Source organism: Streptomyces sp. NPDC002276 (assembly GCF_053891435.1).
Genome location: NZ_JBSFCQ010000016.1, coordinates 224,587 through 249,889, shown reverse-complemented (window position 1 = coordinate 249,889; position 25,303 = coordinate 224,587). Strand labels below are relative to the sequence as shown.

Below are 25,303 nucleotides of genomic sequence, written 5' to 3'. Positions count from 1 at the left end.
CGAGGGGCCCGGTGGGTCCGATCTGCTGGCCGCCCTGCTGGACGGCATGGACGCGGCACTGTGTGCCTTCGACCCGAGCGCGCGGAGGCCCGCAGGGTCGAGCACGGTCGGCCTCTCGACAACGACTTTTGCGCCCCGGAGGCGAACCGAGCCTTAAAAAGAGGTGGGAAGAAGGCGCCCTGCCGACGGTCCCCCCACGGGCCGGCGTACAGGGCGCCTTCCCATGTCCCGGTGCGGATTCCCCCCACGGGATCCGGCCGGGCGCCTGTGAGAACCAGCGCCTGAATCGCTGTCGTGCCGAAGCTCGATGAAACTGAGCTTCGTTGAACTGAGCAGAACGAGCAAAACTCCTCGTACTACTGGGTGGAGCCAGTGATGTGTGCGATCTGCCGGGACACCGCACGACGGGAGGGCCGCTCAAAGCTCCCCGGTGTACGTGTCCCGGCAACGCATCTCTGAGGAAGTCCCCCAAGACATCCTCAGATGCCAGCTCGCGCCCCCCAAGACGCTTGCTGACATCGTCAACTTAGACCTTCGAACCCCTTCGATGGTTACGTTCACATCACTGTGATCTGCGTCTCTTGCATATGTCCGTTAGATGCGCAAGAGCCCCGATGTCGCGGTCGGGACCCCAGCGTAAGGATGATGCACGAGGCTTGTGAAGAGCTTATGTGAGGCCGTCGTCGGTCTCTAGAGGGACTCTTACTTCAACTCCCCGTAACTCCCGGTAACTTTGCGGGACTTCAGCGAAATGTCCTAAGTCGCAGGCTGTTGGTGACCACGAACACCGAGGAGAAGGCCATCGCGGCCCCCGCGATCATGGGGTTCAGCATGCCCGCGGCGGCCAGCGGAAGCGCCGCGACATTGTATCCAAAAGCCCATACGAGGTTGCCCTTGATGGTGCCGAGCGTCCTCCGGGACAGCCGGATCGCGTCCGCGGCCACCCGTAGATCCCCGCGCACCAGCGTCAGATCGCTCGCCTCGATCGCCGCGTCCGTCCCGGTGCCCATCGCGAGCCCCAGGTCGGCGGTGGCGAGCGCGGCGGCGTCGTTGACCCCGTCGCCCACCATCGCGACGGTCCGCCCCTCGCCCTGGAGCCGTCGTACGACGTCGACCTTGTCCTCGGGCAGTACCTCGGCGATGACGTCCCCGGGGGAGATGCCGACCGCTTCCGCCACCGCTTCCGCCACCGCGCGGTTGTCGCCGGTCAGCAGCACCGGGGTGAGCCCGAGGGCCCGCAGCTCGCGTACGGCCTCGGCGCTGGTCTCCTTGACCGCGTCGGCGACCGCGACGACCCCGCGCGCCACTCCGTCCCAGCCGACCACCACGGCCGTACGACCGCGGCTCTCGGCCTCGGAGGCGGCTCGGGTCAACTCCTCGGGGAGGGTGTCGTAGAGGCGCCCCACGGCCACCTCACGGCCCTCCACGCGCCCGCGTACGCCACGGCCGGGCACGTTCTCGAAGTGCTCGACGGGCGGAAGTGTGCCGACGCGCTCCTCCGCGCCCGCCGCCACCGCCCGCGCGACGGGGTGCTCGGAGGCGTGCTCCAGGGCGCCCGCGAGCCGCAGCAACTGGCTCTCGTCGGTGCCTTCGGCGACGTAGACCTCCTGGAGGGTCATGCGGCCGGTGGTGATCGTGCCGGTCTTGTCGAGGACGACGGTGTCGACGCGGCGGGTGGACTCCAGGACCTCGGGGCCCTTGATCAGGATGCCCAGTTGGGCGCCGCGGCCGGTGCCGACCATGAGGGCGGTCGGGGTGGCGAGGCCCAGCGCGCACGGGCAGGCGATGATCAGTACGGCGACGGCCGCGGTGAACGCGGCGGCCGTGTCGCCGGTGACCGCGAGCCATGTCCCGAACGTGCCGAGCGCGATCAGCAGCACCACCGGCACGAAGATCCCGGAGATCCGGTCCGCGAGCCGCTGCACCTCGGCCTTGCCGTTCTGCGCGTCCTCCACCAGCCGTGCCATACGCGCGAGTTGGGTGTCCGAACCGACCCGGCTCGCCGCTACGACCAGTCGCCCGCCGGCGTTGACCGTCGCGCCGGTGACCGTGTCACCCGGTGCCACGTCCACCGGTACCGACTCGCCGGTCAGCATCGACGCGTCGACCGCGGAGACGCCCTCGACGACGGTGCCGTCGGTCGCGATCTTCTCCCCGGGCCGTACGACGAAACGGTCCCCGACCGTCAACTCGCCGACCGGGAGCCGTACTTCACGGCTGTCCCGCAGAACTGCCACCTCTTTGGCACCCAGTTCGAACAGCGCGCGCAGGGCCGCGCCCGCCCGCCGCTTGGAGCGGGCCTCCAGATAGCGGCCCAGCAGGATCAACGCGACGACTCCGGCGGCCACTTCGAGGTAGATCGTCGAGGCGCCGTCCGTGCGCGAGACGGTGAGGCGGAACTCGTCGTGCATGCCGGCCATGCCCGCGTCGCCCCAGAACAGCGCCCACAGCGACCAGCCGAACGCGGCCAGCGTGCCGACCGAGACGAGGGTGTCCATGGTGGCCGCGCCGTGCCGGGCGTTGGTGAACGCGGCCTTGTGGAACGGGAGTCCGCCCCAGACGACGACCGGCGCGGCCAGAGTGAGCGCGAGCCACTGCCAGTTGTCGAACTGGAGGGCCGGGACCATCGAGAGGAGGACGACGGGCAGCGCGAGGACTGCCGAGACGGTCAACCGTTCGCGCAGGGAGGCGAGTTCGGGGTCGGTGTCACGGGCCGGGGTTTCCAACTCCGGCTCCGGGGGCGCGGGTTCCTCCGCGGTGTACCCGGTCTTCACCACGGTCGCGATGAGGTCGGCGACCTGGATGCCCGCCGGGTAGCTGACTTTCGCCTTCTCCGTCGCGTAGTTGACGGTGGCGCTGACGCCGTCCATGCGGTTGAGCTTCTTCTCGACACGGGCCGCGCAGGAGGCGCAGGTCATCCCGCCGATGAGCAGCTCGACCTCGGCCGCTTCGGGGGCCGCGGCTATGGGTGTGTCTGTGGTGGTACCGATCGCGGTGGTGCTGGTCATGTCCGGACTCCAGACATCGGACCGGACCGCGCGGAGCCAGTATCAGCTGGTCGGCACGGCCCGGTCGGAGAACACGAAGTGTGCGGCCGTAGCCGATCAGGCCTGGCCGACGAGCTCGAAGCCCGCCTCGTCGACGGCCGCGCGGACGGCCTCGGCGTCGAGCGGGGCGGTGGAGGTGACGGTGACCTCGCCGGTCGACGCGACGGCCTTCACCGAGCTGACGCCGGGCAGCTCGGAGATCTCGCCGGAGACGGAGCCCTCGCAGTGTCCGCAGCTCATCCCGCTCACCTTGAAGACGGTGGTGACGGAACCCTGGGTGTCGGTCTGGGCGCTCATGTCGTTCTCCTCGTGGAGGCGTGTGGAGGCAGCTGGGGTCGGAGTGGCCCACGGTGGCTTGCTCTGGACTCCAGGGTATACCCCTAGGGGGTATTTCTCCAAGAGGGATCGCGGCGGGCCAGCGACCGCACCCAGCCGATGCCGAGCAGTGCCACGAGCGCCATTCCGCCCACCGAGAACATCGTGAAGAGGTGCTCCTGCTGGTCGGTCGGCCGGGGGATGTACCCCTGGGCGAACAGGCGCCGGTCCAGGCCCGCGCCCGACAGCCGGGCCACCAGCCAGATCGCGATGCCGTGCGTCGAGTCCCACAGGGCGTGCAGCACCGAGACGCCGAGATACGTTCCGACGACGGAACCGGTGAAGCGGAAGCGGCCGTTCAGCTGCCGGTAGGAGAGCAGGACCGCACCCGCGACCGCCGTCCACAGGCCGTGCCCGAAGGGGGCCAGGACCCCGCGCAGGATCTCGGTCTCCAGGAGCGCCCGCAGATCGATGCCCTTGGTGGAGACGGCCGCGTTGAAGGCGTACCCGGCGCTCTCCAGGGCCGCGAACCCGAAGCCGACCGTCGCACCGAGCACAAGACCCGCGCGGATCCCGTGCAGCCGCGGCTGTCGGCGCAGCACGAACATCAGCGCCCCGAGCTTCGCGGCCTCCTCGATCAGCCCGACGCCGACGAACATCCCCAGGGAGGGATGCAGCAGGTAGTACTCCATCACCGAGGCGCCCAGTACCCCGAGCGTGCCGCCGGTCAGGAAGCAGCCGAGGATCACGCTGACGCCCAGGTCGCGCCCGTGCCGCTCGTACGCCCACAGGACGAAGGTCACCGGCACCAGGAAGCTGCCGAGCAGGATCAGCGTCGGCAGCAGGGTGGTGTTCCGCGTCGCGTACGTGACCAGCGCGGTCAGCGCCCACAGCGCCAGCCCGCCGCCCAGGCACTGCTTCCACAGACCGGTACGGATCTGGGGGTACGTCGGCGGCGGCTGCTGCGGCCCGGGGATACGGGCCCGGGGCGCGCCGGGCGGCGGAGAGTAGGTCACGGCAAATCCCCTCGTACTCCTACAGGGCAGATTTACCGGCACTTTATGGTAGATACGCCTCATGTCGCAGTCCGGGACGCTCGTCCTGATCATGGCCATCGCCGTACTGGCACCCCTGCTGGCCTACGGGATCGGCCGCTGGCTCCCGGTCCCGCTGGTCATCTTCGAGATCCTGCTCGGCATCCTCGTAGGGCCCGACGTACTCGGCTGGGCGGGCGACGGACAGGTGATCGACACCCTGTCCGACCTCGGTCTGACGATGCTGATCTTTCTCGCCGGGTACGAGATCGAGTTCGACCGGATCCGCGGCGACACACTGAAACGGTCGGTACGCGCGTGGCTGGTCTCCCTCGCGCTCGGCCTCGCCCTGGCCACCCTCCTCGCCGGCTGGTCCAAGGGCGTCTACGTCGGTACGGCCCTCACCAGCACCGCCCTCGGCACCGTCCTGCCGGTACTGCGCGACGCCGGGGACCTGCGCTCGCGGTTCGGGTCCGTGATGCTGGCGTTCGGCGCGGTGGGGGAGTTCGGGCCGGTCATCGCCATGGCCCTGCTGCTCAGCGGGCGGGCGCCCGGCCGCTCTACGGCTCTGCTGGCCGCGTTCGCGCTCCTCACGGCGGGCGCGGTGTGGTGGGCGCTGCGCCCGCGCCCGCCGTGGTTCTCCCGCGTCATCGCCAAGACCCTGCACAGCAGCGGCCAGTTCGCCGTACGGCTCGTGGTGCTCCTCCTGGCGGTGATGCTCGGCATCTCCCAGGCGCTCGGCCTGGACACCCTCCTCGGGGCCTTCGCCGCCGGACTGATCACCCGTCTGGTGCTGCACGGCGCGGCCCCGGAGAGCGCGGGTTCGGTCCTGGAGAAGGTCGAGGCGATGGGCTTCGGTTTCCTGGTGCCGGTGTTCTTCGTGGTCACCGGCATCGAGTTCGACCTCGACGCCCTGCTGTCCGGGGGCCACGCCCTGCTGCTCCTCCCGGTGTTCCTGGCGCTGTTCCTCGTCGTACGAGGCCTTCCGGTGTACGTCCTCGCCCCGCGCGATCTCGTACGACGCGACCGGCGCGCCCTCACCCTCCTCGCCGCCACCGCGCTGCCCCTGGTCGTCGCCATCACCACCATCGGGGTCGACGACAAGGTCCTGAAGACGGCGGACGCGGCGGCGCTGGTCGGCGCGGCGATGGTGTCGGTGCTGGTGTTTCCGCTGGTCGCGCTGCGGTTGCGGGGCGAGCGGGTGCGCGGGGAAGAGGGGCGCGGGGAGGGAGCCGTCAGGGGGTCCGAGTCGTGGTGAGGTCCGCGGTGGCCCGGTCCCGGTACTCGGCGAGCAGCGGTTCCAGATAGCGGATCAGGACGTTCTTCAACTCCCGTACGTACGCGTCGCGTTCGTCGCCCTCGTGGGAGAGGACCAGTTCCAGACCGGCCTTGTAGAGGCCCAGGCACAGGTGCGCGGTACGGGTGACGTCGGCCGCGGGGGCGCCCGGCAGGAACGCCGCGATGAGTGCCTCGACCTGGCCGAGCAGGTGCGCGTGCAGCGCGTCGTGCTCCTCGGTGAGCCGGCCGGGGATGTCCGGGCCGTGCATCAGGGCGAAGAACACCGGGTGCTGGCAGCTGAAGGCGGTGAAACGGTCGACGAGGGTGCCGATCGCCTCCTCCAGCGGGGTCGCCGGGTCGACCGCGGCGAGCGCCTCGCCGGTGGTCTCCCGCATCTGGTGGATGAGCCGGTCGCCCAGCTCGATCGCGATCGCTTCCTTGTTCGGGAAGAACTGGTAGAGCGTGCCCGGTGAGACACCGGCCTCGCGGGCGATGGCGTTGGTGCTGGAGGCCGTGTAGCCCGTCGTGCAGAAGACGTTGGCGGCGGCTTCCAGCAGCTGGGCGATGCGGCGCTCGCCGCGGGCCTGGCGGCGGGGGCCGGCCTTCTCCTGGTCCACGGACACGAGTTATCCCCAGCTCTCCGAACGGCGTTGACAAACGCGAGCGGTCACTCGCATTCTGGTGCTCCGGCGAAACGCGAGCGGTCTCTCGTGTTTCCCATTCTATTGCGATGCCGACCCCTGCCACCTGCCTGCGCGGAGGCACGGGTCATGGTGAAGGGGAGCACCGCACGATGACCGAAGTCAACAGCCCGCCGAGCCTCGGAGGGTGGACACGTTTCGTGACCGCCCGCCCCCGGCTGTCGCTGCTCGTGGCCCTGGTGCTCACCGCACTCGCCGTGGTGGCGGGCAGTGGGGTCGCCGACCGGCTGGGCAGCGGCGGCTGGGAGGACCCGACGGCCCAGTCGACGTACGCGACCAAGGCACTGGAGCGCGAGTTCCCGGCCTCCCAGCCCAACCTCCTGCTCCTCGTCGACTCCGGCAGCGCCTCGGTGGACGACCCGGCGATAGCCGCCGAGGCCGCCCGCCTCACCGCCCGGCTGACCGGCGAGCGGGGCGTCACAGGCGTCGGCTCCTACTGGGGGACCAAGTCACCCGCCCTGCGCGCTAAGGACGGACACGAGGCGCTGATCGCCGCCCACCTCACGGGCGACGAGAAGACGACGACCGACACCCTCGACCGCATCGCGCCCGCCCTCCGTGGCACCCACGGCCCGGTGAAGGTCAAGGTCGGCGGAATCGTCGCCGTGCGCCACGAGATGCAGACGACCATCAAGGAGGACCTCGCCCGCGCCGAGATGATCGCCCTGCCGGTGACCCTCCTCCTGCTGGTGATGGTCTTCGGCTCCGCGATCGCGGCTCTGCTCCCGCTCGGCATCGGCATCGTCGCGATCCTCGGGACGAACGCGGTGCTGCGCGGCCTCACGGAGTTCACCGACGTCTCGGTCTTCGCGCTGAACCTCACCACTGCCCTGGGCCTCGGACTGGCCATCGACTACGCCCTGTTCATCGTCCGCCGCTTCCGCGAGGAACTGTCCACCGGCGCCGAGCCGTTGCCCGCCATCGCCACCACCCTGCGCACGGCCGGCCGCACGGTGCTCTTCTCCGCCCTCACCGTCGCGGTCTCCCTGGCCGCGATGCTCGTCTTCCCGATGTACTTCCTGCGCTCCTTCGCCTACGCGGGCATCGCCGTGGTGCTCCTGGCGGCGGCAGCCGCCCTGATCCTCCTCCCCGCGGCCCTGCTCCTGCTCGGCCACCGGGTCAACTCCCTCGATCTACGGCGCCTGTTCCGCCGAGGCAGGCCCGCGCGGACCGCCGGCTCCGGCGAGGAGGGCACGGGCTGGGCCCGCCTGGCGACCCTCGTGATGCGCAGGGCCCCCTTCTTCGCCCTCGCCACCACAGCGGTCCTCGTCCTCCTCGGGCTGCCCTTCCTGGGCGTCAAGTTCGGCACCGCGGACGACCGCCAACTGCCCTCGGGCGCCGAGGCCCACGTCGTGCAGCAGCACATCCGCGACGGCTTCCCGGGCAACCCCGGCGGCACCCTCGAAGTACTCGCCGAGGGATCGGCGACACCGGCTCAGTACACCGCGTACAAGACGAGGATCGCCCAACTGCCCGAGGTGGTACGGGTGGACGGACCCGTGGTGCGGGGCGACTCGGCGTACTTCACGGTGCTCCCCAAGGGCGAGGCGGTCGACACCACGGCCCAGCGCCTGGTCGGCGACCTGCGCGCCACGGACGCCCCCTTCACCACCGAGGTGACCGGCACGGCGGCCGTCCTGGTCGACTCCAAGCACGCGATAGCGAGCCGCCTGCCCTGGGCGGCCGGCCTCATCGCCGTGGTCACCCTGCTCCTGGTCTTCCTCCTGACCGGCAGCGTGGTGATCCCCCTCCAGGCGGTCCTGCTCAACGCGCTCAGCCTCACCGCGATGTTCGGCGCGGTCGTCTGGGTCTTCCAGGACGGCCACCTCTCCGGCCTCCTCGGCTTCACCAGCACCGGCTCCATAGAGACGACCCTGCCGGTCCTCATGTTCTGCGTGGCCTTCGGACTCTCCATGGACTACGGCGTGTTCCTGCTCTCCCGCATCAAGGAGGAGTACGACCGCACAGGCGACCACAACGAGGCGGTCCGCCACGGCCTCCAGCGCACGGGTGGCCTCATCACGGCGGCGGCGGTGATCCTGGCGGTGGTGATGGTCGCGATCGGCACGTCCAGGGTGACCAACACCAAGATGCTGGGCCTGGGCATCGCGCTGGCGGTCCTGATGGACGCGATGATCGTCCGGAGTCTGCTGGTCCCGGCGGTGATGAGACTGACGGGGACGGCGACTTGGTGGGCACCGGGTCCGTTGCGCCGCTTCCACGACCGGTTCGGTGTAAGTGAGGGAGGAGAGAACTCCCTTAGAGGCGCGGGGCTGTATCGATCTGCGGCTCCGCCGCGGGGCGCGACCAGCCACGACGAACCCGCAGACGAAAACGGCGATGGGAGCCTGAATGAAAGCGGTGGTGTACGAGCAATACGGTGACCCCGCCGAGGTACGAGACGTCCCCGACCCTCACCCCGCACCCCACGGAGTGACAGTCCGGGTCGAGGCCACCGGCCTGTGCCGAAGCGACTGGCACGGCTGGCAGGGCCACGACCCCGACATCACGCTCCCTCACGTACCGGGCCACGAACTCGCCGGTGTCATCGAGTCGGTAGGCACCAGGGTGACCAACTGGCACCCCGGCGACCGAGTCACCGTCCCGTTCGTGTGCGCCTGCGGAACCTGCGAGGCATGCGCGGCCGGCGACCAGCAGGTCTGCGCGCGCCAGACCCAGCCCGGCTTCACACACTGGGGCTCCTTCGCCCAGTACGTGGCGCTGGACCACGCCGACGTGAACCTGGTCGCGATCCCCGACGGAATGTCCTTCGCGACGGCGGCCTCGCTCGGCTGCCGGTTCGCGACGGCGTTCCGCGCGGTGGTGCAGCGCGGCCGGGTCGCCGCGGGGGAGTGGGTCGCGGTGCACGGCTGCGGCGGGGTCGGCCTGTCGGCGGTGATGATCGCGGCGGCCTCGGGCGCCCGTGTCGTCGCCGTCGACATCTCGCCCCAGGCACTGGACCTGGCAAGGAAGTTCGGGGCGGCGGAGTGCGTGGACGGCGCGAGTACCCCGGACACGGCGGCCGCGATCCGCGAACTGACGGGCGGCGGCGCCCACCTCTCCCTGGACGCCCTGGGCTCACCGGCGACCTGCGCCGCCTCGGTGAACGGCCTGCGCCGCCGGGGCCGCCACATCCAGGTGGGCCTGCTCCCCTCTCCCTCCGGTACGACCCCGGTCCCGATGGCCCGCGCGATCGGCCTGGAACTCGAACTGCTGGGCAGCCACGGCATGGCGGCCCACACCTACCCGCCCATGCTGGAGCTGGTCCGGTCGGGAGTACTCCGCCCCGACCTCCTGACCACGTCCACGATCACCCTGGCCGAAACCCCGGCAGCCCTCGCGGCGATGGGCACGGCACCGGGAGCGGGGGTGACGGTCATCGAGCCGTGGCGGTGAGTGCGGCCCACTCGTGGTCGAGGATCGCCATGAGCACGTCGTCCACCCACTCCCCGTCCCGCAATCGGGCCTCGCGCCGCACGCCTTCGACCACGAACCCGACCTTCTCGTACACCCGCCGGGCCCGGTGGTTGTTGCCGTAGACCTCCAACTGGATCCGGTGCAGGCCGAGTTGCTCGAAGGCGTGGCCGACGATCAGGCGGGTCGCCTCCGTGCCGATGCCCCGGCCTCGGCCCCGAGGGCCGAGGAGAGTGCGGAAGGTGCAGCTGCGGGCGGTGGGATCCCACTCGTGGAGGACGACCTCGCCGAGGAGTTCACCCGTGGCGGGGTCGGTGACGGCGAGGTCGAGGCGGTCGGGCTGGTCGGCCCGGGTCGCGTACCAGGAGCGCAGCCGCTCCGGCGTCAGTTCGGTCGACGGCTCGAAGGTGAAGCGGACGACCTCCGGGTCCTGGATCAACCGCCAGATGTCGTCGGCGTCGGACTCGGTGAACGGGCGGAGGACGGTCTTCTCGCCGATGAGCACGGGTTTGACGGAGAGGTTCATCCGGGGATCCTCGGCGCCGGTCGGCAGTGAGGGCAACCGAATTGACCGCTCGCGGACGCGGACGCGGACGCGGACGCGGTCAGGGTGGTCAGGGTGGTCGGGGCGGCCGGAGTGACTGGGGTGGCCGGGGTGACCGACGCGGCACCGGACGGACACCCGGTCCCGGTACCGCGTCGACCCGTCGGCTCGGGTCAGTCCTCCCTGCGTCCCCGGTTGCCCGGCCGGGCGGCCACCCAGGCCCGGACCGTGTCGGCGTACCAGTAGGGCTTGCCGCTCTCCACGTGGTCGGGCGGGGGCAGCAGGCCGTGCTTGCGGTAGGAGCGGACGGTGTCGGGCTGGACCCGGATGTGGGCCGCGATTTCCTTGTACGACCAGAGCCGTCGGTCGGTCATCAGTGCACCTCCCTGCGCGCGCCGCGGCGGCGGCCGGGGGCGGCCGTCGGGGGAGCCGTGCGCTGCGCTGGCGATCACAAAGCCTGTGCCCGGTCAACGACACAGAGTGAGGAACGGGAAGCGCCTGTGGACCGGGTGTGACGCAAGACCCGCGTACACGCGACATGTGTGACATGAGGGGGGCTTTTGTGACACAGGTGACGCAAAGGCGCACGCGGGCGCGTGGGCGCGGCGCGTTGACACCTGCCCGAGGCGGGCTGAGACCTGCACGAGGTGGGCTGAGACCTGGCTGAAAAGTGGGGACGCGGCAAGGTGGGCCGGACCCGCTGCGCCGGGCCCGGCCCACCGGCTTCCCCGCCCCCCGGGGGGGTATCCCCTGTACCCCCGGACCGGCCGGTCCCCGGAGGCCTGCGCGTCCCCGGGGATCAACCGGCCAGGTGGTCAGCCTGCATCAACGCGCCCGGCCGGTCTTGGAGAAATCCGCACTCCGGCCGGGAGCGACCAGCAGACTCGTCGCCTCGCCCGTCATCCGGTCCCCGGCCGGCATCCCGGGCTGTGCCACCGGCGGACTCACCCGGCCCACCATGAACTGGCCCGGAGTGCACCCCGTCATCGCCCTGAACTCACCGCTCAGATGCGCCTGGTCGTAGAAACCGCAGACCGCCGCCGTCTCCGCCTGGCTGCGCCCGGCCGCGAGGAGCCGCCGGGCGCGCTGGAGTCGCAGTACCCGGGCCGCCGCCTTGGGGCCGAGTCCGATCTGCTCCCGGAAACGGTTCTCCAACTGCCGTACGCTCCAGCCCACTTCGTCGGCGAGCCGGGGCACCGGCACCGCGCCCCAGTTCCGCACCAGCTCCGACCAGGCCCGCTCCACCCGCGCCGAACTCGGCGTACCGGCCGCCGACCAGCGGGTGAACACCTCGTCCAGCAGCTCGAACCGGGCGGTCCAGGTCGGCAACGCGGCCAGCGCCGCGGCCAGTTCGCCGATGCCGGTCCAGCGGGAGCCGAGGGCGTGCGGGAGTTCGTCGGGGTCCACGACCCGGTCGGCGAGTTCGTGCTGAGCCGTACCGAACAGCGTGAACGCGGCCCACGGCATCAACAGCACCTCGACCCCCGCGAGCCGCCCACTGTGCTCACCGAGCGCGGCGGTGGTCGTAGGACCGCAGAACAAGGACCCGAGCGTGGCCGATTCCCGCCCCACCCGCGAAATCCGGACAGCCCCCTCGAACCCGAGGAGCAGCGTCGCGGCCCCGATGGGCGCCTCCAGTCGAGCCCTCGGCCGGGACAGGGCGAGCCGTATCCCGCGATAACTGATCACCCCGGGGCGGAGCCGGGGATGCGGCACTCCCAGCGCGGTCTCCCAGGACCCGTCGGGGCCATGCCCGACACGGATAGCAGACATCCACTCATCGTCCTACGGTCGTACAGCGCCCCGACAGGGGCGCGGGGCTGTATCGATATGCGGCCCCACGCCCGTCTCGTCCGAATGTCTGGACAAAACATTGACAGGGCTCGGCCCCCGGGACTACAAACCGTGGAGAGCCGAAATGAAGGGGAAGTCGATGGCGTACGACCTGATCACCATGGGGCGGCTAGGGGTGGACCTCTATCCGTTGCAGACGGGCGTGCCGCTGCCCCAGGTGACGACCTTCGGGAAGTTCCTCGGCGGCTCCGCGGCGAACGTCGCCGTCGCCGCCGCCCGGCTGGGCCGCGAGGTCGCCCTGGTCTCGCGCACCGGCGACGACCCCTTCGGCACCTACCTGCACGAGGCGCTGCGCGACTTCGGCGTCGACGACCGCTGGGTCACCCCGGTGGCCGACCACCCCACCCCGGTCACCTTCTGCGAGATCTTCCCGCCGGACGACTTCCCGTTGTACTTCTACCGGCAGCCCAAGGCCCCGGACCTGGAGATCGACGCCCACGAGCTCGACCTGGACGCGATCCACGAGGCCCGGATCTTCTGGATCACCGGCACGGGCCTGAGCGAGGAGCCCAGCCGTACGGCGACGCTCGCGGCGCTCGCGCACCGCGCCAAGTCCGGTACGACGGTCTTCGACCTCGACTGGCGGCCGATGTTCTGGAAGGACCCGAGCGAGGCCCGCCCGTTCTACGAGGAGGCCCTGCGCCACACCACCGTCGCGGTCGGCAACCTCGACGAGGTGGAGGTCGCCACCGGAGTGCGCGAGCCGCACGCCGCCGCCCGCGCGCTGCTGGACGCCGGTGTCGAACTCGCCGTCGTCAAGCAGGGCCCCAAGGGCGTCCTCGCGGTCAACCGGGACGGCGAGTCGGCCGAGGTGCCCCCGCTGCCCGTGAACGTCCTCAACGGACTCGGCGCCGGTGACGCCTTCGGCGGCTCGCTCTGCCACGGCCTGCTGGCCGGCTGGGACCTGGAGAAGATCATGCGGCACGCCAACGCGGCCGGGGCGATCGTCGCCTCGCGCCTGGAGTGCTCGTCCGCGATGCCCACGGTCGCCGAGGTCGAGGGTGCGATCGCGGCCGGAGCGGTCCTGTGAGGGCCGGCCGAGTGGCGGGCGCCGAGCACGAGCGCGAGGGCGGGGACGGGGGCGGCAACAGGGACCGGGACGGGGACGGCGTGACGCACGCGCATGTGGACCACGAGGGCGACGACGGGCTCACTGGTCACGACACGGGCCATGAGGCGGGCCACGGCACAGGTGTGGCCGCCGCCCCCGGCCCCCGCGTCGACATCTCCGAACTCGTCCGCGTCCGCGCCCGCCACCCCGAGGCGATAGCCGAGGCCGCCGCGCGCCGCGTCCGGCGCCCCCTCCTCGACGACGCCGGCCGACTGATGATCGTCGCCGCCGACCACCCGGCCCGCGGCGCGCTCGGCGTGGGCGAGCACAAGTTCGCCATGGCCAACCGTGCCGAACTCCTCGAACGCCTCTGCCTCGCGCTGTCCCGGCCCGGCGTCGACGGTGTCCTCGCGACCGCCGACATCCTGGACGACCTGCTCCTCCTCGGTGCCCTCGACGGCAAGGTCGTCATGGGCTCGATGAACCGCGGCGGTCTCCAGGGCGCCCGCTTCGAACTCGACGACCGCTTCACCGGCCACCGCGCCGAGGACATCGAGCGGCTCCGCTTCGACGCGGGCAAACTGCTGCTGCGCATCGACTACGACGACCCGGGCTCCCTCACCACCCTGGAGTCCACCGCCCGCGCCATCGACGACATGGCCGCGCGCCGACTCCCGTTGTTCGTCGAGCCGTTCATCAGCCGCCGCACGGACGAGGGCAAGCTGAAGAACGATCTGAGCGCCGAGGCCGTCATCAAGTCCATCGCCATCTCCTCGGGCCTGGGCGGCACTTCGGCCTACACCTGGCTCAAGCTCCCGGTCACCGAGAACCCGGACGACATGGGCCAGGTCATGGAGACCTCCACCCTCCCCGCCGTGCTCCTCGGCGGCGAGGTCGGTGACGACCAGGACGGCGCCTACGAGAAGTGGCGCGGCGCCCTCCAACTTCCCACCGTGCGGGGTCTGGTGGTCGGCCGTTCACTGCTCTATCCGCCGGACGGAGATGTGGCCGCCGCCGTCGACACCGCCGTGGGTCTGCTGTGAGGGCCGGCTTATGACGGCCGCCGGTGACGGGCAGCGGATCGTGGTTCCGATCGGCGGTGGATGTACCGTGCGAATTGCGGACCAAAAGGTCCAGCCTGTTGCGGACTCAAAGGTCCAACTCGCGGACCGGAAGGTCCAACTCCCGGGCGGGGAAAGCATGTTCGCCCGGACACTGAACGCCTCCGGCGCGGGAGGCCGCTTCGCCCTGGCAGGAGCGAAGTGCGAGCGACGACTCCCCGCTCGCTACGGCCCCGCGCCGGAGGTCTCCAACACGACTGATCACCCTGCGTGTTGGAGCATGCGCACTGAGGTTCCCGGCCTCGGACATCGAGTCGGACGGGGTCGCGGAGCCGTACCGGAGTGGCGGATCAGCTTGCACCCGGAACACACGGAGGAACACCGATGACCTCAACGACGAGGCTCACGGTCGCACAGGCGCTCGTACGCTTCCTGTCCGCCCAGTACACCGAACGCGACGGCGTACGGCGGCGGTTGATCAGTGCGACCTGGGGCATCTTCGGCCACGGCAACGTGGCCGGGCTCGGCCAGGCGCTCATCGAGTACGCCACCGTGCCCGGCGGAGAGACACCGGGGGAGACAACCCCCGCGACGCCGGTCATGCCGTACCACCAGGGCCGTAACGAACAGTCCATGGTGCACGCGGCAGTTGGCTACGCGCGGCAGTCGAACCGGCTGTCCGCGCACGCCGTCACGACCTCCATCGGCCCCGGTGCCACCAACCTCGTCACCGGCGCCGCGCTCGCCACGATCAACCACCTCCCGGTCCTGCTCCTCCCGGGCGACATCTTCGCCACCCGCCCCGCGGATCCAGTGCTCCAGCAGCTCGAAGTCCCTTACGCGGGCGATGTGTCGGTCAACGACTGTCTGCGCCCGGTGTCGAGGTACTTCGACCGGATCACCCGCCCGGAGGCGCTGATCCCGGCCGCACTGAACGCCATGCGCGTCCTCGCCGACCCGGTCGAGACCGGGGCCGTAACTCTGGCTCTCCCGCAGGACGTTCAGGTCGAGGCGTACGACTGGCCGGAGGAGTTCTTCGCCGAACGCGTCTGGTACGTAAGGCGACCGGCCGCCGACCCGGCCGAACTCGCCGAAGCGGTAAGGGCGGTTCGCGAAGCGCGCAGGCCGCTCGTCGTCGCGGGCGGCGGAGTCCACCACAGCCGCGCCGAGGCGGCCCTCGCCGAATTCGCCGCCGCCACCGGCATCCCGGTCGCCTCCACCCAGGCCGGCAAGGGCTCCCTGAACCACGACCACCCGCAGGACGTCGGCGGCATCGGCCACACCGGCACCGCCACCGCCGACGAACTCGCCCGCCTGGCCGACCTGGTGATCGGCGTCGGCACCCGCTACACCGACTTCACCACCGCCTCCCACACCCTCTTCGAACGCCCCGGCGTCCGCTTCCTCAACCTCAACATCGCCCCGTACGACGGCCACAAGCTCGCCGGACAGCCGCTGATCGCCGACGCCCGCGGCGGACTGGCCGCGCTGGCAAGGGAGTTGGGCCGCCACGGCCACCGGGTCGACGCGTCGTACATCGCCGAGTACCGCGAGGACAAGGAGCGTTGGGAGCAGCGCGTCGACGCCTGCTACGAGGCCGACGAGCCCGACGTACGCCCCACCCAGCCCCAAGTCCTGGGCGCACTCGACGAGATCGTCGACGCGTCGGACATCCTCATCAACGCGGCGGGCTCGCTCCCCGGCGATCTGCACAAGCTGTGGCGGACGCGGTCGTTCGACCAGTACCACCTGGAGTACGGCTACTCCTGCATGGGCTACGAGATCCCGGCCGCGATCGGCGTGAAGCTGGCCGCGCCGGACCGGCCGGTGTGGGCGCTGGTCGGCGACGGCACCTACCTGATGATGCCGACGGAGATCGTGACCGCCGTACAGGAGGGCATCGCGATCAAGGTGCTGCTGATACAGAACCACGGGTACGCGTCCATAGGCGGCCTGTCGGAGTCGGTGGGCGCCGAGCGGTTCGGCACCGCGTACCGCCACCGGGCCGACGACGGCACCTACACCGGCGCCCCGCTGCCCGTCGACCTCGCCGCCAACGCGGCCAGCCTCGGCATGCGCGTGCTGCGCGCGAAGACCGTCCGTGACCTGCGTACGGCGCTTGCCGAGGCGCGGGCCGCGGACACTCCCACTTGTGTCTACGTGGAGACCGAAACCGCAGACACTGTGTCGGGCGCGCCTCCGGCGCAGGCCTGGTGGGATGTTCCTGTGGCCGAGACCGCGGCCCGATCGTCCGCGGTCAAGGCGCGAGAGCTGTACGAACGGCACGTCACCACCCGACGCCGCCATCTGTGAAGGAGCAACTGGGCATGACGAAGATCGTCAACCACTGGATCGGCGGCAAGACCGTCGAAGGCGCGTCGGGGAACTACGGGCCGGTCACCGACCCGGCGACCGGCGCGGTCACCACGAAGGTCGCGTTCGCGTCGGTCGAGGAGGTCGACGCGGCCGTCGCCGCCGCCAAGGACGCGTACGCGACCTGGGGCACCTCCTCGCTCGCCAAGCGGACCACGATCCTCTTCAAGTTCCGGGCGCTGCTTGAGGCCAACCGGGACGCCATCGCCGAGCTGATCACCGCCGAGCACGGCAAGGTGCACAGCGACGCGCTGGGCGAGGTCGCGCGTGGCCTGGAGATCGTCGACCTGGCGTGCGGGATCACCGTTCAGCTCAAGGGCGAACTGTCGACCGAGGTCGCCAGCCGCGTCGACGTGGCGTCGATCCGCCAGCCGCTGGGTGTCGTGGCCGGCATCACGCCGTTCAACTTCCCCGCCATGGTGCCGATGTGGATGTTCCCGATCGCCATCGCGACCGGCAACACCTTCGTCCTCAAGCCGTCCGAGAAGGACCCGTCGGCGTCCCTGAAGATCGCCGAACTGCTGGCGGAAGCGGGCCTCCCGGACGGCGTCTTCAACGTCGTACACGGCGACAAGGTGGCCGTGGACCGCCTCCTTGAGCACCCGGACGTCAAGGCGGTCTCCTTCGTCGGCTCGACCCCGATCGCCCGCTACATCCACACCACGGCCTCCGCGAACCACAAGCGCGTCCAGGCCCTGGGCGGCGCCAAGAACCACATGCTGGTCCTCCCGGACGCCGACCTCGACGCGGCGGCCGACGCGGCCGTGTCCGCCGCCTACGGCTCGGCGGGCGAGCGCTGCATGGCCATCTCGGCCGTGGTCGCGGTCGGTTCGATCGGTGACGAGCTGGTCGAGAAGATCCGCGAGCGCGCCGAGAAGATCAAGATCGGCCCCGGCAACGACCCGGCGAGCGAGATGGGCCCGCTGATCACCGCCGTGCACCGCGACAAGGTCGCGTCCTACGTGACGGGCGCGGCGGCGGAAGGCGCCGAAGTGGTCCTCGACGGCACCGGCTACACGGTCGAGGGCTTCGAGGACGGCCACTGGATCGGCATCTCCCTCCTCGACAAGGTGCCGACGTCGGCGAAGGCCTACACGGACGAGATCTTCGGCCCGGTCCTCTGCGTCCTGCGCGTCGACACGTACGACGAGGGCGTGGCGCTGATCAACAGCTCCCCGTTCGGCAACGGCACCGCGATCTTCACCCGGGACGGCGGCGCGGCCCGCCGCTTCCAGCTGGAGATCGAGGCCGGCATGGTCGGCGTCAACGTCCCGATCCCGGTCCCGGTGGGCTACCACTCGTTCGGCGGCTGGAAGGACTCCCTCTTCGGGGACCACCACATCTACGGCAACGACGGCACGCACTTCTACACCCGAGGCAAGGTCGTCACCACCCGCTGGCCCGACCCGGCCGATGCCCCGACCGGCGTCGACCTCGGGTTCCCGCGCAACCACTGAGCAGTCTTCGGCAGCGCTGAATGGGGCCGTCCGTATCGCGGACGGCCCCATTTTTTCGCTACGACGACTGCGGTAACCGTAGGAACCCGAACCGGGGCCGCCACTGCCCACGGACGCCGAATACGTCACTTACGGCAGTCTGGATCAACGAATTCCGTAGGTGAACACCCATTGACGTGATGGTTTCCGTCAATGTTCCATCAGGCCCGTGACCGACACCCTCCCCACTGCCGAGGCCGCCGCCGTTTCCGAGGCGTCGTCGGACAGTTCCCAGAGTCCGCAGCAGCCCCGGCAGTTGAAGCGCTCCATCGGCATAGTCGGCGGCACGCTCCTCACGCTCTCGTGCGTGACACCGGCCTCCACGCTCTTCGTGGTCGTCCCCGACCTGTTCGGCTCGCTCGGCACCGCGACCGCCCTCACGATCGCGATCGGCTCGGTCCTCTGCATCGCCGTCGCGTTCTGCTACTCGGAGCTGGGCACCCTCATCCCCAGCGCGGGCGGCGAGTACGCGATGGTGTCGACGCTGGCGGGCCGCCTGGCAGGCTGGCTGGTCTTCGTCCTCTCGCTCCTGGTCGTGATGATCGTCCCCCCGGTGATAGCGATGGGCACGGCGGATTACCTGACCCCGATCGTCCACCTGAACCCGTCGATGACCGGCGCGGGCGTGATGCTCCTGGCCACGCTGGCGGGCCTGCTGGACCTGCGGGCCAACGCCTGGATCACGGGCATCTTCCTGGTCCTGGAGGTCATAGCGGCCGGAGTCGTAGCCCTCCTCGGCTTCACGCACAGCCACCGGGGCCTGGGCAGCCTGACCTCGATGCAGGTGGCGGGCACCGGCGGCCACACGGACACGGTGACGGCGATGCTGGTGGTCTCCGGCCTGGCGATCGCCCTGTTCGTCACGCAAGGGTTCTCAACGGCGGTGTACCTCTCGGAGGAGTTGGAGAACCCGCGCCGAAACGTGGCCCGCACGGTCCTCGCCACCCTCGCGATCTCGACGGTGATCATCCTGGTCCCGGTGGTCGCGATCACCATGGGCGCGTCCGACCTCTCGGAACTGACCGGCGGCGACATCAGCAGCATGGTCACCGCCTGGTCCAACTCGGCGGTCGGCACCTTCGTCAGCCTCTGCGTCGCCCTCGCGATCATCAACGCGGGCATCGTCATGGTCATCCAGAACTCCCGAGTCCTCTTCGCCTCCGCCCGCGACAAGGCCTGGCCCACCCCGGTCAACACGGTCTTCGCCAAACTCGGCCGCTTCGGCTCCCCTTGGGTGGCCACTCTGGCCGTAGGCATCCCCGGAGCGGTCCTCTGCTTCGTCAACCTGGACACGTTGTACGGCGTGACGGGTGTGTCGGTGACGGGCATGTACTTGCTGGTCGCAGTAGCCGCACTCCTCTCCCGCCGAGGCCAACACACCCACACGCGCGCGTGGCGCATGCCGCTGTGGCCCGCAATACCGATCCTCCTGATCGCGGTCCTGGCGTACATCCTCACGCAACAGGAGACGACCTACTTGCTGTGGACGGGGGGCATAGTCGCTGCGGCCACCCTCTACTGGGCGCTCTATTTGCGCCCGCGCAGGGACACGCGCTGGCTGATCTCACTCCCGATGGAGGACTAAGCCCCGCAGGGGCGAGTCCTCCAGGGGCGCGGGGAACTGCGCGACCAGCCCCCACCGGACCCGCACCCGGCACCCCACATAAGCCCCCCGAGCTACTAGCCATACACCAACCGCGGTACACCCCTCACCCCCGGTTCACCCCAGGGTCGCCCCCAACTGTCAGAGACGCCCCGTACCGTTGACGACATGGATCTTCGCCCGCAGCTACGACTACGACGCCCACGGCAGTGGCTCGCCGCCACGGCCGCCGTAGCCGTGCTCGCCGCCGCCGGCACCTGGACGGCCGTAGCCTCCGACAAACCGCCGGAGGTACACCGCTCCGACCGCACGATGGCAGTCGACGGCGTGAACCTCGACACCTCGTACTTCACGACCGGCGGAGCCACCCGCCGCCCCGCCGTCCTCCTGGCCCACGGCTTCGGAGGCAGCAAGGACGACGTACGGAAGCAGGCCGAGGGCCTCGCCAGAGACGGCTACGCGGTACTGACCTGGTCCGCGCGCGGCTTCGGCAGGTCGACCGGCAAGATCGGCCTGAACGACCCGGACGGCGAGGTCAAGGACGTCTCCAAGCTGATCGACTGGCTGGCGAAGCAGCCGGACGTCCAGCTCGACAAGCCCGGCGACCCGCGCGTGGGCGTGGCGGGCGGCTCCTACGGCGGAGCGATCTCCCTGCTCGCCGCCGGGTACGACGCCCGCGTGGACGCCATCGCCCCGGCGATCACCTACTGGAACCTCGCCGACGCCCTGTTCCCGAACGGAGTGTTCAAGAAGCTCTGGGCGAGCATCTTCATCAACTCCGGTGGCGGCTGCGCCAATTTCGAACCCCAGTTGTGCGCGATGTACGACCGGGTCGCCGAGTCGGGCAAGCCGGACGCGGCGGCGCGCGCACTCCTCCAGGAGCGCTCCCCGTCCGCCGTCGCCTCGCACATCAACGTGCCGACCCTTCTGCTCCAGGGCCAGACCGACTCCCTGTTCCCGCTCGGCCAGGCCGACGCCGCCGCGAAGGCGATCCGCGCCAACGGCGCCCCCGTGGACCTCGACTGGATCGCGGGCGGCCATGACGGCGGCGACATGGAGACGAGCCGCGTCCAGGCTCGCGTGACCTCGTGGTTCGACCGGTACCTGAAGGACGACAAGAACACCGACACCGGCCCGGCCTTCCGCGTCACCCGCACCGGAGGCGTCGACTCCACGGACGGCGCCGCCCTGCTGCGCGGCGCGAGCGGCAGCGCCTACCCCGGCCTGGAGAACGACCCGCGCGCGATCGCCCTCACCGGCCGCCGCGAGCAGTCCTTCACCAACCCGGCCGGCGCCAGCCCGCCCGCGATCTCCGCCCTGCCCGGCCTCGGCAGCGCGGGCGGCCTGTCCCAGCTGTCGTCCCTGGGCGTCGGCATCTCCCTCGACTTCCCCGGCCAGTACGCCGCGTTCGACTCCAAGCCCCTCACCCAGGGCCTCCGCATCACCGGATCGCCCACGGTCACCGTCCACGTCAAGTCGACGAGCGACGACGCCGTCCTCTTCGGCAAGGTCTACGACGTAGGCCCGGGCGGCGGCCAACAGGTGCTGCCCTCCCAGCTGGTGACCCCCCTCAGGGTCGAGGGCGCCAAGGCGGGCAAGGACGTCACGATCACCCTCCCGGCCATCGACTACGACGTCCAGAGCGGCCACCACCTGCGCCTGGTCCTCGCCTCGACGGACCTCGCCTACTCCTCCCCGACGGCCCCGGCGACGTACACCGTCACGTTGAAGAGCGACCTCAAGGTGCCGACGGCCCCGGGTGTGACGACGGCCGCGGCGACGCTGCCGTCCTGGGTGTGGTGGTTCCCGCTGGCCGGCGTGGCACTCGCACTGGCACTGCTGCTGACCGGACGCCGGCGCACCTCCGCGACACCCCCGGACCCCGAGCTGGCCGAAGTCCCGCTCCAGATCACCGACTTGAGCAAGCGGTACGCGAAGTCGGCGGACCGGTACGCGGTCCGGGAGCTGTCCTTCCGCGTCGAGAAGGGTCAGGTGCTCGGCCTGCTGGGCCCGAACGGCGCGGGCAAGACGACCACGCTGCGCATGCTGATGGGCCTGATCAAACCGGACGACGGCGAGATCAGGGTCTTCGGTCACGCGATCCGCCCGGGCGCCCCGGTGCTGTCCAGGGTCGGCGCCTTCGTCGAGGGCGCGGGCTTCCTCCCGCACCTCTCCGGCCGCGAGAACCTGGAGCTGTACTGGCAGGCGACGGGACGGCCCCCGGAGGACGCCCACCTGGAGGAGGCCCTGGAGATCGCGGGCCTCGGTGACGCGCTCGCCCGCGCGGTGCGCACCTACTCCCAGGGCATGCGCCAGCGCCTCGCCATCGCCCAGGCCATGCTGGGCCTGCCCGACCTCCTCATCCTCGACGAACCGACCAACGGCCTCGACCCGCCGCAGATCCGCGAGATGCGCGAGGTGATGATCCGCTACGCGGAGGCCGGCCGCACGGTCATCGTCTCCAGCCACCTCCTCGCGGAGGTCGAGCAGTCCTGCACCCATCTCGTGGTCATGGACCGCGGCCGACTCGTCCAGGCGGGCCCGGTCGCCGAGATCATCGGCTCCGGAGACACCCTCCTCGTCGGCCTGGCGAGTGATGTCCCCGACCCCCTGGTGGAGAAGATCGGGGCCCTCGCGGACGTGGAATCGGTGACCCGCGCAAAGGGCGGTCTGCTGCTGCGACTGGCGTCGGACGACAGTCCGGCACCTGAGGATCACCTGGAAGGCTCCGCCACCGCCGCCCGACTCCTCGTCGAACTCGTACGACTCGAAGTCCCCGTCTCCTCCGTCGGCCCCCACCGTCGCCTCGAAGACGCGTTCCTCACCCTGATCGGAGGTTCCGCATGAGCACGCTCGCCGAGCCCGTAGAAGTGGCCTCCGGCTACCGCGCGGGCCGCACACTGCCCCTCCGGGTAGAGCTGGTACGGCAGTTGAAGCGGCGCCGCACCCTGGTCATGGGCGGCATCCTCGCCGCGCTGCCCTTCATCCTGGTGGCCGCCTTCGCGATCGGCGGCACCCCGGGCGAGCGCAACGGCCAGGTGACCCTGATGGACACGGCCACCTCGTCCGGCGCCAACTTCGCCGCGGTGAACCTGTTCGTGTCGGCGGGCTTCCTCCTGGTCGTCCCGGTCGCCCTGTTCTGCGGGGACACCGTCGCCTCGGAGGCCAGCTGGTCGTCCCTGCGCTATCTGCTGGCGGCGCCCGTGCCCAGGGCCCGCCTGCTGTGGTCCAAGCTGGTCGTCGGCCTGAGTCTCAGCCTGGGCGCGATGGTCCTGCTCCCGCTCGTCGCGCTGGCCGTCGGCACCGCCGCCTACGGCTGGGGACCGCTGGAGCTGCCCACCGGCGGCGCGATCGGCTCGGGCACGGCCGCCCAACGCCTGCTCGTGGTCGTGGCGTACATCTTCGTGTCCCAACTGGTCACCGCGGGGCTCGCGTTCTGGCTCTCGACGAAGACCGACGCACCCCTGGGCGCGGTCGGCGGCGCGGTCGGCCTGACCATCGTCGGCAACGTCCTGGACGCCGTCACCGCCCTCGGGCACTGGCGCGACTTCCTGCCCGCGCACTGGCAGTTCGCCTGGGCGGACGCCGTACAGCCCCATCCGGAGTGGTCCGGCATGATCCAGGGCACGGCGGTCTCCGTTACGTACGCCATCGTGCTGTTCGCCCTGGCCTTCCGGGGTTTCGCCAGCAAGGACATCGTGTCGTAGGTCACCGGAGCATCACCCACCGGTCACGACAAGCCATGATCGCGACCCCTTCGAGACGCTTCCGCAACTCCCCGTAGCGCACGTTCCCGTCCCCTTCGCCGTCACAGTCGCAGAAGCCGACGTCAACGGACCGAGGGGGCACGGGAGATGGGAACCGACCAGACCGACCGCACACGACCGGCGCAGGAGTACGCCCGCCACCGCACCCGGCGACCTCGACGCCTGCGCGCCACCCTGCTCGCCCTCACCGCCACGGGCGGCCTGCTGCTCACCGGGTGCAGCGCGGGCGGCGGCAGCGACTCCGGCGGCTCGAACGCGGCGAACCGGACCGGCTTCCCGGCCCCGGCGCCCGCCACCACCTCCGGCACCTCCGGCGGTGACAACAGCAGCGACCAGGACGGCGAGCAGACCAGCACTCCCGCCGACAAGATCGCCCCGTCCCCCGACTACCTCTCCACCTTCGCCCTCGACGTCGACACGGCCTCCTACGGCTACGCCCGCCGCGTCCTCGCCGACGGACAACTGCCCGACCCGTCGACGATCCGCCCCGAGGAATTCGTCAACAGCTTCCGGCAGGACTACGAACGCCCCGACGGCAACGGCTTCACGGTCACCGTCGACGGCGCCCGCACCGACAGCGCCAACTGGTCCCTGGTCCGCGTCGGCCTCGCCACCCGCACGGCCGACGACAGCGCCGAACGCCCGCCCGCCGCCCTCACGTTCGTCATCGACGTCTCCGGCTCCATGGCCGAGACGGGCCGCCTGGACCTTGCCAAGAAGTCCCTCGACGAGATGACGGACCGGCTGCGCGACGACGACTCGGTCGCGCTGGTCACCTTCAGCGACGAGGCCGAGACCGTCCTCCCGATGACCCGCCTGGACGGCCACCGCGGCCAAGTCCACCACGCCATCGACGAGTTGGAGACACAGTCCTCGACCAACCTCGGCGCCGGCGTCGAGACCGGCTACGCCACCGCCACCGAGGGCCTGCGCGAGGGCGCCACCAACCGGGTCGTCCTCATCTCCGACGGCCTCGCCAACACCGGTGACACCAGCGCCGATTCGATCCTGGAACGGATCTCGAACGAACGCCGCGACCACGGCATCACCCTCTTCGGCGTCGGAGTCGGCAGCGACTACGGCGACGCCCTGATGGAGAAACTCGCCGACAAGGGCGACGGCCACACCGCGTACGTCTCGGACGACGCCGACGCCCGCAAGGTGTTCGTCGACCAACTCCCGCAGAACATCGACCTCACCGCCCGCGACGCCAAGGCCCAGGTCGCCTTCGACCCCGAGACGGTCGCGCAGTTCCACCTCATCGGCTACGAGGACCGCAAGGTCGCCGACGACGACTTCCGCGACGACAACGTCGACGGCGGCGAGATCGGCCCCGGCCACACCGTGACCGCCCTCTACGCCGTCCGCACCAGGCCGGGCGCCGACGGCCACCTCGCCACGGCCAGCGTCCGCTGGCTCGACCCGAACACCCGCGCCCCGCACGAGGAGTCGGGCCAGCTGGAGACCGACGCCCTGCACGACTCCCTGACCGACGCCTCGCCCCGCTTCCAAGTCACCGCCGTGGCCGCCTACTTCGCCGACTCCCTCCGCTCCGGCGACCTGCCCGGCGACCCGGGCCTCGACGAACTCGCCGACCGCGCCCACGCGTTGGCGAAGCGGACGGAGGACAAGGACGTACAACAACTCGCGGAGGCGATAGACGAGGCAAGCCGGATGAACTGAACCCGACCGAACCCGCACTCGATCCCACGGACCCCATTGACCTTCCCCTACTTGCGAGTAAGTTGACGCCCCAGTCACCGTC

Annotated in this window: 18 protein-coding genes and 1 pseudogene; 12 read left to right on the top strand and 7 right to left on the bottom strand. The window is 70.7% G+C overall.

Annotation, left to right across the window (positions count from 1 at the left end; genetic code table 11):
• Nucleotides 1-743: 743 nt before the first annotated feature.
• The 3 genes from ACWIHT_RS34610 to ACWIHT_RS34600 all read right to left on the bottom strand — a co-directional run bounded on the left by ACWIHT_RS34610 (nt 744) and on the right by ACWIHT_RS34600 (nt 4,378).
• Nucleotides 744-3,008, bottom strand: a complete 2,265-nt coding sequence (locus tag ACWIHT_RS34610) for a heavy metal translocating P-type ATPase (RefSeq protein WP_456172255.1) — start codon at nt 3,006-3,008, stop codon at nt 744-746.
• A gap of 96 nt (nt 3,009-3,104) precedes the next feature.
• Nucleotides 3,105-3,344 carry a heavy-metal-associated domain-containing protein gene (locus tag ACWIHT_RS34605; RefSeq protein ID WP_456172254.1) on the bottom strand — a complete coding sequence of 80 codons (240 nt, stop codon included), beginning with the start codon at nt 3,342-3,344 and terminating at the stop codon, nt 3,105-3,107.
• Between the two features lie 83 nt (nt 3,345-3,427).
• Nucleotides 3,428-4,378 carry a PrsW family intramembrane metalloprotease gene (locus ACWIHT_RS34600; protein WP_456172253.1) on the bottom strand — a complete coding sequence of 317 codons (951 nt, stop codon included), beginning with the start codon at nt 4,376-4,378 and terminating at the stop codon, nt 3,428-3,430.
• A 61-nt stretch (nt 4,379-4,439) separates the two neighbouring features.
• Between ACWIHT_RS34600 and ACWIHT_RS34595 the strand changes: the two genes are divergently transcribed.
• Nucleotides 4,440-5,654, top strand: a complete 1,215-nt coding sequence (locus ACWIHT_RS34595) for a cation:proton antiporter (protein WP_456172252.1) — start codon at nt 4,440-4,442, stop codon at nt 5,652-5,654.
• On the opposite strand, the gene ACWIHT_RS34590 is transcribed toward ACWIHT_RS34595, so the two are convergent.
• Nucleotides 5,632-6,297: a TetR family transcriptional regulator gene (locus ACWIHT_RS34590; RefSeq protein ID WP_456172251.1), complete on the bottom strand. Its 666-nt coding sequence runs from the start codon at nt 6,295-6,297 to the stop codon at nt 5,632-5,634. The genes ACWIHT_RS34595 and ACWIHT_RS34590 overlap by 23 nt on opposite strands.
• 170 nt (nt 6,298-6,467) lie before the next feature.
• Between ACWIHT_RS34590 and ACWIHT_RS34585 the strand changes: the two genes are divergently transcribed.
• Nucleotides 6,468-8,759, top strand: a complete 2,292-nt coding sequence (locus ACWIHT_RS34585) for an MMPL family transporter (protein ID WP_456172250.1) — start codon at nt 6,468-6,470, stop codon at nt 8,757-8,759.
• The gene (locus ACWIHT_RS34580) at nt 8,728-9,771 is read left to right on the top strand and encodes a zinc-dependent alcohol dehydrogenase family protein (protein WP_456172249.1); all 1,044 of its coding nucleotides are present in this window, start codon (nt 8,728-8,730) and stop codon (nt 9,769-9,771) included. Before ACWIHT_RS34585 ends, ACWIHT_RS34580 begins: the two co-directional genes overlap by 32 nt.
• On the opposite strand, the gene ACWIHT_RS34575 is transcribed toward ACWIHT_RS34580, so the two are convergent.
• The 3 genes from ACWIHT_RS34575 to ACWIHT_RS34565 form a co-directional block, all read right to left on the bottom strand.
• Nucleotides 9,752-10,315, bottom strand: a complete 564-nt coding sequence (locus ACWIHT_RS34575) for a GNAT family N-acetyltransferase (RefSeq protein WP_456172248.1) — start codon at nt 10,313-10,315, stop codon at nt 9,752-9,754. The genes ACWIHT_RS34580 and ACWIHT_RS34575 overlap by 20 nt on opposite strands.
• A 191-nt stretch (nt 10,316-10,506) precedes the next feature.
• A complete protein-coding gene (locus ACWIHT_RS34570) occupies nt 10,507-10,707 on the bottom strand; it encodes a helix-turn-helix transcriptional regulator (protein WP_200711938.1) in 201 nt (66 codons plus the stop codon).
• A 451-nt stretch (nt 10,708-11,158) separates the two neighbouring features.
• Entirely contained in the window at nt 11,159-12,106 is a 948-nt protein-coding gene (locus ACWIHT_RS34565) for a helix-turn-helix domain-containing protein (RefSeq protein ID WP_456172247.1), read from the bottom strand.
• A 160-nt stretch (nt 12,107-12,266) separates the two neighbouring features.
• Between ACWIHT_RS34565 and iolC the strand changes: the two genes are divergently transcribed.
• From iolC to ACWIHT_RS34520, 9 genes and pseudogenes are all read left to right on the top strand, one after another.
• Nucleotides 12,267-13,217 carry a 5-dehydro-2-deoxygluconokinase gene (gene iolC, locus ACWIHT_RS34560; RefSeq protein WP_456172265.1) on the top strand — a complete coding sequence of 317 codons (951 nt, stop codon included), beginning with the start codon at nt 12,267-12,269 and terminating at the stop codon, nt 13,215-13,217.
• 194 nt (nt 13,218-13,411) lie between these two features.
• The gene (locus ACWIHT_RS34555) at nt 13,412-14,281 is read left to right on the top strand and encodes a Cgl0159 family (beta/alpha)8-fold protein (protein ID WP_456172264.1); all 870 of its coding nucleotides are present in this window, start codon (nt 13,412-13,414) and stop codon (nt 14,279-14,281) included.
• Nucleotides 14,226-14,546: pseudogene (locus ACWIHT_RS34550) on the top strand (hypothetical protein); the annotation flags it as partial. The gene ACWIHT_RS34555 and the pseudogene ACWIHT_RS34550, both read left to right, overlap by 56 nt.
• Nucleotides 14,547-14,683: 137 nt before the next feature.
• The gene (gene iolD, locus ACWIHT_RS34545) at nt 14,684-16,612 is read left to right on the top strand and encodes a 3D-(3,5/4)-trihydroxycyclohexane-1,2-dione acylhydrolase (decyclizing) (protein WP_456172246.1); all 1,929 of its coding nucleotides are present in this window, start codon (nt 14,684-14,686) and stop codon (nt 16,610-16,612) included.
• A gap of 14 nt (nt 16,613-16,626) precedes the next feature.
• The gene (gene mmsA / locus ACWIHT_RS34540; RefSeq protein ID WP_456172245.1) at nt 16,627-18,129 is read left to right on the top strand and encodes a CoA-acylating methylmalonate-semialdehyde dehydrogenase; all 1,503 of its coding nucleotides are present in this window, start codon (nt 16,627-16,629) and stop codon (nt 18,127-18,129) included.
• A 208-nt stretch (nt 18,130-18,337) separates the two neighbouring features.
• Nucleotides 18,338-19,753: an APC family permease gene (locus ACWIHT_RS34535; RefSeq protein ID WP_456172244.1), complete on the top strand. Its 1,416-nt coding sequence runs from the start codon at nt 18,338-18,340 to the stop codon at nt 19,751-19,753.
• A gap of 186 nt (nt 19,754-19,939) precedes the next feature.
• Complete coding sequence (locus ACWIHT_RS34530; protein WP_456172243.1) at nt 19,940-22,618, top strand: alpha/beta fold hydrolase; 2,679 nt, start codon at nt 19,940-19,942, stop codon at nt 22,616-22,618.
• Entirely contained in the window at nt 22,615-23,478 is an 864-nt protein-coding gene (locus ACWIHT_RS34525; RefSeq protein WP_456172242.1) for an ABC transporter permease, read from the top strand. Before ACWIHT_RS34530 ends, ACWIHT_RS34525 begins: the two co-directional genes overlap by 4 nt.
• A gap of 147 nt (nt 23,479-23,625) precedes the next feature.
• Nucleotides 23,626-25,221: a YfbK domain-containing protein gene (locus ACWIHT_RS34520; RefSeq protein ID WP_456172241.1), complete on the top strand. Its 1,596-nt coding sequence runs from the start codon at nt 23,626-23,628 to the stop codon at nt 25,219-25,221.
• The last annotated feature ends 82 nt before the right edge of the window (nt 25,222-25,303 follow it).

What these genes read in the sequence shown, in the direction of transcription:
- ACWIHT_RS34610 (WP_456172255.1), bottom strand. Translation starts at nt 3,008, where the DNA reads ATGACCAGCACCACCGCGATCGGTACCACCACAGACACACCCATAGCC.
- ACWIHT_RS34605 (WP_456172254.1), bottom strand. Translation starts at nt 3,344, where the DNA reads ATGAGCGCCCAGACCGACACCCAGGGTTCCGTCACCACCGTCTTCAAG.
- ACWIHT_RS34595 (WP_456172252.1), top strand. Translation starts at nt 4,440, where the DNA reads ATGTCGCAGTCCGGGACGCTCGTCCTGATCATGGCCATCGCCGTACTG.
- ACWIHT_RS34585 (WP_456172250.1), top strand. Translation starts at nt 6,468, where the DNA reads ATGACCGAAGTCAACAGCCCGCCGAGCCTCGGAGGGTGGACACGTTTC.
- ACWIHT_RS34580 (WP_456172249.1), top strand. Translation starts at nt 8,728, where the DNA reads ATGAAAGCGGTGGTGTACGAGCAATACGGTGACCCCGCCGAGGTACGA.
- ACWIHT_RS34575 (WP_456172248.1), bottom strand. Translation starts at nt 10,315, where the DNA reads ATGAACCTCTCCGTCAAACCCGTGCTCATCGGCGAGAAGACCGTCCTC.
- ACWIHT_RS34570 (WP_200711938.1), bottom strand. Translation starts at nt 10,707, where the DNA reads ATGACCGACCGACGGCTCTGGTCGTACAAGGAAATCGCGGCCCACATC.
- ACWIHT_RS34565 (WP_456172247.1), bottom strand. Translation starts at nt 12,106, where the DNA reads ATGTCTGCTATCCGTGTCGGGCATGGCCCCGACGGGTCCTGGGAGACC.
- iolC (WP_456172265.1), top strand. Translation starts at nt 12,267, where the DNA reads ATGGCGTACGACCTGATCACCATGGGGCGGCTAGGGGTGGACCTCTAT.
- iolD (WP_456172246.1), top strand. Translation starts at nt 14,684, where the DNA reads ATGACCTCAACGACGAGGCTCACGGTCGCACAGGCGCTCGTACGCTTC.
- mmsA (WP_456172245.1), top strand. Translation starts at nt 16,627, where the DNA reads ATGACGAAGATCGTCAACCACTGGATCGGCGGCAAGACCGTCGAAGGC.
- ACWIHT_RS34530 (WP_456172243.1), top strand. Translation starts at nt 19,940, where the DNA reads ATGGATCTTCGCCCGCAGCTACGACTACGACGCCCACGGCAGTGGCTC.
- ACWIHT_RS34525 (WP_456172242.1), top strand. Translation starts at nt 22,615, where the DNA reads ATGAGCACGCTCGCCGAGCCCGTAGAAGTGGCCTCCGGCTACCGCGCG.
- ACWIHT_RS34520 (WP_456172241.1), top strand. Translation starts at nt 23,626, where the DNA reads ATGGGAACCGACCAGACCGACCGCACACGACCGGCGCAGGAGTACGCC.